At 60.7% G+C, this 6,823-nt stretch carries 8 protein-coding genes; all 8 read left to right on the plus strand.

The genetic code is table 11. The annotated features are described in order from the left end of the window. Nucleotides 1-1,271 (plus strand): TraB/TrbI/VirB10 family type IV secretion system protein (locus tag HOC_RS19645; RefSeq protein ID WP_241767100.1); only part of this gene is annotated, 1,271 nt, incomplete at its 5' end. A gap of 134 nt (nucleotides 1,272-1,405) precedes the next feature. Continuing rightward, nucleotides 1,406-2,647 (plus strand): tyrosine-type recombinase/integrase, encoded by a 1,242-nt coding sequence (locus HOC_RS19650; protein ID WP_035541889.1) that lies wholly within the window; start codon nucleotides 1,406-1,408, stop codon nucleotides 2,645-2,647. Continuing rightward, entirely contained in the window at nucleotides 2,644-3,579 is a 936-nt protein-coding gene (locus HOC_RS19655; RefSeq protein WP_035541890.1) for a tyrosine-type recombinase/integrase, read from the plus strand. The genes HOC_RS19650 and HOC_RS19655 overlap by 4 nt, the downstream gene beginning before the upstream one ends. Then, the gene (locus HOC_RS19660) at nucleotides 3,576-4,580 is read left to right on the plus strand and encodes a tyrosine-type recombinase/integrase (RefSeq protein ID WP_035541894.1); all 1,005 of its coding nucleotides are present in this window, start codon (nucleotides 3,576-3,578) and stop codon (nucleotides 4,578-4,580) included. Before HOC_RS19655 ends, HOC_RS19660 begins: the two co-directional genes overlap by 4 nt. Before the next feature lie 141 nt (nucleotides 4,581-4,721). Beyond that, a complete protein-coding gene (locus HOC_RS19665) occupies nucleotides 4,722-5,117 on the plus strand; it encodes a hypothetical protein (protein WP_035541896.1) in 396 nt (131 codons plus the stop codon). Continuing rightward, a complete protein-coding gene (locus HOC_RS19670; RefSeq protein ID WP_035541900.1) occupies nucleotides 5,117-5,353 on the plus strand; it encodes a DUF2274 domain-containing protein in 237 nt (78 codons plus the stop codon). The genes HOC_RS19665 and HOC_RS19670 overlap by 1 nt, the downstream gene beginning before the upstream one ends. Before the next feature lie 4 nt (nucleotides 5,354-5,357). Then, nucleotides 5,358-5,666, plus strand: a complete 309-nt coding sequence (locus HOC_RS19675; RefSeq protein WP_035541903.1) for a DUF736 domain-containing protein — start codon at nucleotides 5,358-5,360, stop codon at nucleotides 5,664-5,666. A 718-nt stretch (nucleotides 5,667-6,384) separates the two neighbouring features. Next, on the plus strand, nucleotides 6,385-6,823 hold a 439-nt coding region (locus tag HOC_RS19680), incomplete at its 3' end, for a multicopper oxidase domain-containing protein (protein WP_156950566.1).

A 6,823-nucleotide genomic window follows, 5' to 3' on the forward strand; every position in this document is an offset into this window, starting at 1 on the left:
GGCCACGATGTTCGGAGGCTGACGCGATGTCCGAGCCCGTCCCCTTTGACGAACATGCCGAGCGGCTGAAGATCCGGTCAAACCCGAAGCCGGTGACACGGATCAATCGCAAGCTGCTCATGGTCGGCGCAGGCCTTGGCGTGCTGGGCCTCTTCGCCGCGATGAGCATTGCCCTGAAGCCGCCCAAAGCCGCTAACCCGGCTGACAGGCACGAACTCTACAACACGACAAATACAAGAAAGCCCGAAGGCCTGTCTGCGCTCCCGGCGAGCTATAGCGATCTCTCCCCGGTCGAAGACCGTATTCCGCGGCTTGGGCCACCCCTGTCCGGCGACCTCGGCGCGACCGTGCTCCGCGCTGAACGCGATCTCGGCCTGAAGCCGGAATATATCGACCGGTTCGAAAATGACTTCCGCCCGAACCCGGCCGACGAAGCCGAACGGGCCCGGCGCATGCGGGACGCCGCCCTCGCCGATGAAGCGGCGAAGGCGCCCGTCTTCTTCCGCCTGAAATCGGAAACAGGCGCCAATCAGGGCAACTCCTCGCCGCACGACCCTGCCCGCGATATCGGCGCAGAACTGCTCGCGCTGGCGGCCCTGCCACAAGGCGCCCCGTCCGCGTTTGGCGAGGCAGCTGACAGTAATCTCCAGGACCGCAAGCTGGCGTTCGCGAGCGAAGGTTCAGACCGCGACATCTACAATCCTCACCGTGTCGAGGATCCCTTGTCGCCTTACCAGGTCATGGCTGGGACACTCATCCCGGCAAGCCTTGTGACCGGTATCAATAGCGACCTGCCGGGCACGATTGTCGCGCAGGTCACCCAGCCGGTCTACGACACCATCACCGGACACTACGTCCTGATCCCGCAGGGCTCGCGCCTCATCGGCCGCTACCAGTCTGAGGTGTCATTCGGCCAGGACCGCGCGCTGGTTACCTGGGACCGGATCATTTTCCCGGACGGGGCTTCGATTTCCATTTCCGCGCCCGGCGCAGACGCGCAGGGCTATGCGGGCCTCTCTGACAGAACGGATCATCACTGGGACCGCATATTCGTCGCGGCCGGCCTCGCCACAATCCTCGGGGTCGGCGCCGAACTTGGGTCGACAGGCGACGGCGATATCGAACGCGCCATCCGCCGGGGCACAACCGACACCGTTAATCAGGCCGGACAGCGCGTCGTCGAACGCAATCTTGGCATCCAGCCCACGATCAGGGTCCGCCCCGGCTGGCCCGTCCGCGTGGTCGTCACGCGCGACCTCGTATTCCGCTAGCGGAATACGAGGTCATATGCCGCCTTCGGAACTATCCCGTGTTTAATGATCATCTTCTTCCTTTCCGTGGTAATATTGAACCTGTCGGTCGGCATAGTCCGGTGGATCCGGGGCCGGTCGGCGGAGATTTTCCGATGAACAGGGCCTGCAGAAAGCGGCCTGAGCGGCTTCGCGCCGAAGGGCCATTGGCGCCTTATCTGGAGCCATTTTCCGACTACCTCGCCGGACGCGGATATTCGCAGGTCTCGTTCTGGAAGAAGACATTTCTCGTCAGCGAGTTCAGCCGGTGGCTGGCGCAGGAACAGATCCCCGCAGAAGAGATCACGCGCGAGACTGAAGCGGCGTTCCTGCGGATAAGGTCCGTTCATCGGTGCTCCATACGCGGAGACTGCCTGACACTTTCCGTTCTGACGGACTGGCTCCGGCAGGCGGGTGTGATCGAAAGCCCTCCGGCGCCAGTGGTCCAGATGACAGAAATGGACCGGGTCCTGATCGAATACACCGGCTGGCTGCGCGAGGAACGCGGCCTCACGCCCGCAACGATCGATAATTATGCCGGTTATGTCCGTCGCTTTCTGATCCAGGTATCCGGCGGAGCGGAGCTGCCCCTTGCATCGCTGCGCGCGGGCCAGATCGAGGTGTATCTCCGGCAACGCGCCCCGGCGGGCCGGACGTTTGCCTCGGCCAAACATGTCACGACGGCGCTGCGGTCGTTCTTTCGCTTCGCCCGCTATCGCGACTACATCCGCACAGATCTTGCCGCAACGGTCCCTTCCGTGGCCGGGTGGTCGATGGCCTCGATCCCGAGAGCGATGCCGGCCTCGCAGGTCCGGCGTCTCCTGGAGGCGAGCAGGACGTGGGCGACGCCAGCGGGCCTGCGCAATCGCGCCATCCTGCTCCTGCTGGCCCGCCTCGGACTGCGGGCCGGAGAAGTTGTCCAGCTCGAGCTGGAAGATATCGACTGGAAGGGCGGCTGTCTGCGCGTGCCTGGAAAGGGCCGCACGCAACGCCCGCTGCCATTGCCGCATGATGTGGGAGAGGCCATCGCCACCTATCTTGAGCATGGCCGGCCGGACTCGGCCTGCCGGAGGGTGTTCCTGCGATCGCGCGCGCCGTTCGATGGTCTCAAATCCCATAGCGATATCAGCCAGATGGTCGCGCGTGCGATTGCGCGCGCCGGGATCGAGACGGAATGCACGGGCGCGCATCAGCTTCGCCACGCGCTGGCTGTGGATATGCTGCAGCAAGGGGCAACACTGACGGATATCGGCCAGGTGCTGCGGCACCGCAGCCCCGAGACAACGCGCCGGTATGCGAAAGTCGATCTTGCCGCTCTGCGGGAAGTTGCCCTGCCATGGCCGGAGGTGCGTCCATGACTCCGATGCGGACAGCCATTGACGAATATCTGGATCTGCGCAGGGCGCTGGGCTTCCGTCTGAAGGCGGACGAACGGCTGCTTGGCCAGTTTGCCGACTTCATGGAACATCGGCGCGCGGTGCATATCACGGCGAAGCTGGCCGCAGAGTGGGCCCAGCAGACGCCCTCGACGGACCAGAACTATCATGCCGGAAGGCTGCGCGCTGTACGGAGCTTTGCGCGCCACCGCATCCATGACGACCCGATGACCGAGGTGCCGCCAACGGATATGTTGCCGCGCCGAAGAAATACGTTCCAGCCTCACATCTTCACCAGAGAAGAAATCCAGCGCATCCTGGCAGCGAGCCTGCACAAATGGGGCGGTGCAACGCCCTTCTACTGTCTCGGCCGCTACACAATGTATGGGCTCATCAGCGTCACCGGAATGCGGGTCAGCGAAGTGCTGAACCTCGATCTCGGCGATGTCGATCTCGACGCGGGCGTCATTATCATACGAAACACCAAGTTCGGAAAATCCCGGCTGGCGCCCGTGCATGAGACGACCCGTGCCGTGCTGGAAACCTATCGGGACGCGCGCGCGGCGCACCTCGCTGGCAGGGAGGTTCTGCCCTTCTTCATCTCGGAGCCAGGGCGCCGGATCACTCACGCCGCCCTGGGGCGGGCGTTCAAACGGCTGACAAGACGGATCGGGCTGTGCGATGCGGGAACGCCTGACGGGCCGCGCCTGCATGACCTGCGGCATACCATGGCCGTTGACGTCCTGCAGCGATGCTACAGCACAGGCGCCGATCCTGAACGGCGCCTGCCGGCGCTGTCCACTTATCTCGGGCACTCGCACCTCAACTACACCTACTGGTATCTCCACCAGAACCCGGGGCTGATGACCGAGGCGGTGACACGGCTTCAACATAGGTGGGAGGCCTCCCCATGACATCCGCTCCGATACCGACCTTTGCAGCGCTCCTGCAGCAGTTCTTCACGCAGCGGCTGATGCAGCAGAAGCGGGTCAGCGCCCACACGATCAAATCCTATCGCGACACGTTCCGGATGCTGTTGCGCTTTGCGCAGGAGCGGTTGCACACCTCTCCCGACCGGCTGACGTTCGAGATGATCGATGCGCCGTTCATCTCCGCCTTCCTTGCCGAGATGGAGAAGGCACGGGGCGTCAGCGTACGCACCCGCAATCTGCGCCTGACAGCGATCCGCTCGTTCTTCCGGTTCGCCGCCTATGAGATGCCGACCCACAGCGCCCAGATCCAGCGTGTCCTTGCCATGCCGTCCAAACGTCATGACCGCAGGCTGATCGACTTCCTGACCCGCCCCGAGGCCGATGCGCTTCTGAATGCGCCCGACAGGGCAACCTGGATCGGCCGCCGGGATCACATCTTGCTGCTGACCACTTTGCAAACGGGCATGCGCCTGTCGGAAGTGACCAGCCTCAGGCGTCAGGACATCACGTTCGGCACGGGCGCCCATATCGACATCATCGGCAAGGGGCGTAAGCAGCGCGCCATCCCCCTCTGCAAACTTGTCGCCGCCGTGCTTGCGGTCTGGCTCGAAGAAACTGGTGCTGCACCAGATAAAGTCGTGTTCCCGAGCATGCGTGGCGGGCAGATGAGTGCCGACGCCGTCGAGAGGCTCCTGAACAAGCATCTCGCCATTGCGAGCGAAGCCTGCGCTTCGCTGAAGAAGAAGCACATCACCTTCCACTGCCTCCGGCATACGACAGCAATGGACCTCCTGCATGCGGGGGTCGAGCAAACCGCGATCGCACTCTGGCTCGGACACGAGTCCATCGAGACCACGCAAATCTATCTCGATGCCGACCTGGTGCTCAAAGAGAAGATCCTTGCCAGGACGATCCCGTTCGACAGCAAGCCCGGAAAGTACCGGCCCGATGACCGGCTCCTTGCCTTCCTCAACCAGCTCTAGGAGAAAAACTATGCCGATATCCAAAACTCTGAAACCCCTTACTTCTGAACCACTTGATCCCCGAAGATGCACGCAACACGGGATAGTCCCGAAGGCGGCATATGACCTCATTCTCAGACCGCATTGAACAGGAGCAACCAAATGCAAGATCCATGGAACCAACTTGAATACGAACAGGCTGGAATGCCGGATGGCCGGATCCTGCTCATCGAACGTGGACGGGCACCGCGCCTTGCCCGACGGGGACAGATCCTCCTGGAGATCGGTTTCGCGGTCGCAATGACGTACCTGGTGCTGCCACTGATTCAGGTCACGCGCGTCTTCGGCGACTATTGGCTCTGGGCTTACATACCGTTCGCGATTGCCTATGTGGCGCTGTCGTTCATTCTGTTCGAGAAACTGACAGCCTGGGCAAGCGCGCCGCCCGACGATCCCGCCGGCAGTAAAGTCGTCGGCATGGACCTCTCAACGGATGAATTGCTCGACATTGCGCGCGGCGCAACGGCGGCGGACTTCGTACAGAGGAGCGTTCACTGATGGCCCTTCGTCTCGAACGACTTCCCGATCGCACGCCGGTCCGAATAACTGTCTCGGTCGATCCGGGTCTCGCCGCAGCACTTGGCGACTATGCAGAAATATACCAGCAGACCTACGGCGCAGAGGAAAAGCCGGAAGCGCTGATTCCCGCCATGCTGGAAAACTTTCTCGGCAATGATGCCGGGTTCAAACGGGCGCGCCGCGCCCTTCACACGCAAGCCAGCAACGGAGACTAGACCCATGGCACAGATCGGAACCTTCACCGCAAAGGATGGCAGCTTTACCGGCACCATCCGAACCATGACCATCAATGTCAAAGCCCAGCTCGTCCCGAACAAGTCGAAGGCGAAAGATGATGCGCCCGACTATCGGCTCTACGCTGGCGGGGCAGAACTCGGTGCCGCCTGGCATCAGGAATCTAAAGATGGTGAGAAGCCTTATCTCGCTGTCAAACTTGATGATCCAAGTTTCGCAGGTCCAGTGCGCGCTGCATTCTTCTCGAATGAAACAACAGGAACGGGCGTGCTTATGTGGAACAGATCCAGCTAGACCGCAGAATCTGCAGAACAACGTTTGGACCGTGACCGCAGTCTTGCCCAGCATTGTCGTTCTCGTCAGCTGATCTGGATGCAGGAGATGTCGATGTCGCGCTTCTGCGCCGGGATCCGCCAGCTTCACACCCGTCTCACGCAAAGGCAAATTACCCTCATCCGCCGAGCGACTTACCGGGGCACAAGTCTGAATCTCGCTCCTGATCTATTTCAAAGCGGCGTTGGAGCTCCGGACATGCTGCTAGTTTCAAGACTTCTGCGTTGAGGAGTCGTCAGGTGATCGCCTCCCGCCCATCTCTTTTGTGAGTGGTGTATTCGATTTGACAAGATGGATTTCAACATTCAGCTGATCGGACTGGGTGCGGATCTGCAGACGATGCCGCAAGGATGGATTTTTTTCAATTAGGTCTTGACCCTCCAGTGGCTATAGATCGCACAGTCCGAGTTTCGGTACCTGGCCAAGACGTCGCGCCATGCCAAACAGTGTTTGAACGCCCGGCGGCGCAGAGGATATAAATTGTGAACAATGACCATTTGATGATGCGGGACCAATGGATGACGATGGATCCGATCGGCGGTTTATTAATGTTTCTGCTTATCGCCTTTCTTGTTTTAGGCAGCGCGGCCTTCGTCAAGTTCTTGTTCTTCAACAAGAAGTAAAACCTTGTCGATCGGGCCGAGCGAGGCATAGGAACAACAAACAGAGGAGATAATCCATGTTGACCCGGAGAACCACGTTGTTTGGCCTGGCAGGAACATCGCTAAGCTTGGCGGGCTGCGGAGGCGGAGCGAATGGGCAAGTCGAAGCAACGCCCGCCTCTGATCGAAATCTGCTTCAGGTGCCCGTTCTCTATGCCGGGCAAAAGAATGGTGCGATTACAGAATATGATCTGACGCTACAAAGCGGGCGTACGGCATTTTTTGATAACCAATTCACGCCGACCATAGGTATCAACCAATCCTATCTTGGCCCGACATTGGATATGGTAAATGGTGCCGACGTGCGCATGAATGTGACCAACACTTTGGAAGAGGATGCCACACTTCACTGGCACGGCTTCCACGTGCCGGCGCGATATGACGGGACGCCACATCAGCGCATCGCACCAGGCGAAACCTGGACAGCGCAATTTCAGGTGCGCCAGAAACCTTCCT

Origin of the sequence: Hyphomonas oceanitis SCH89, from assembly GCF_000685295.1 — a bacterium.
Lineage (GTDB): Bacteria > Pseudomonadota > Alphaproteobacteria > Caulobacterales > Hyphomonadaceae > Hyphomonas > Hyphomonas oceanitis.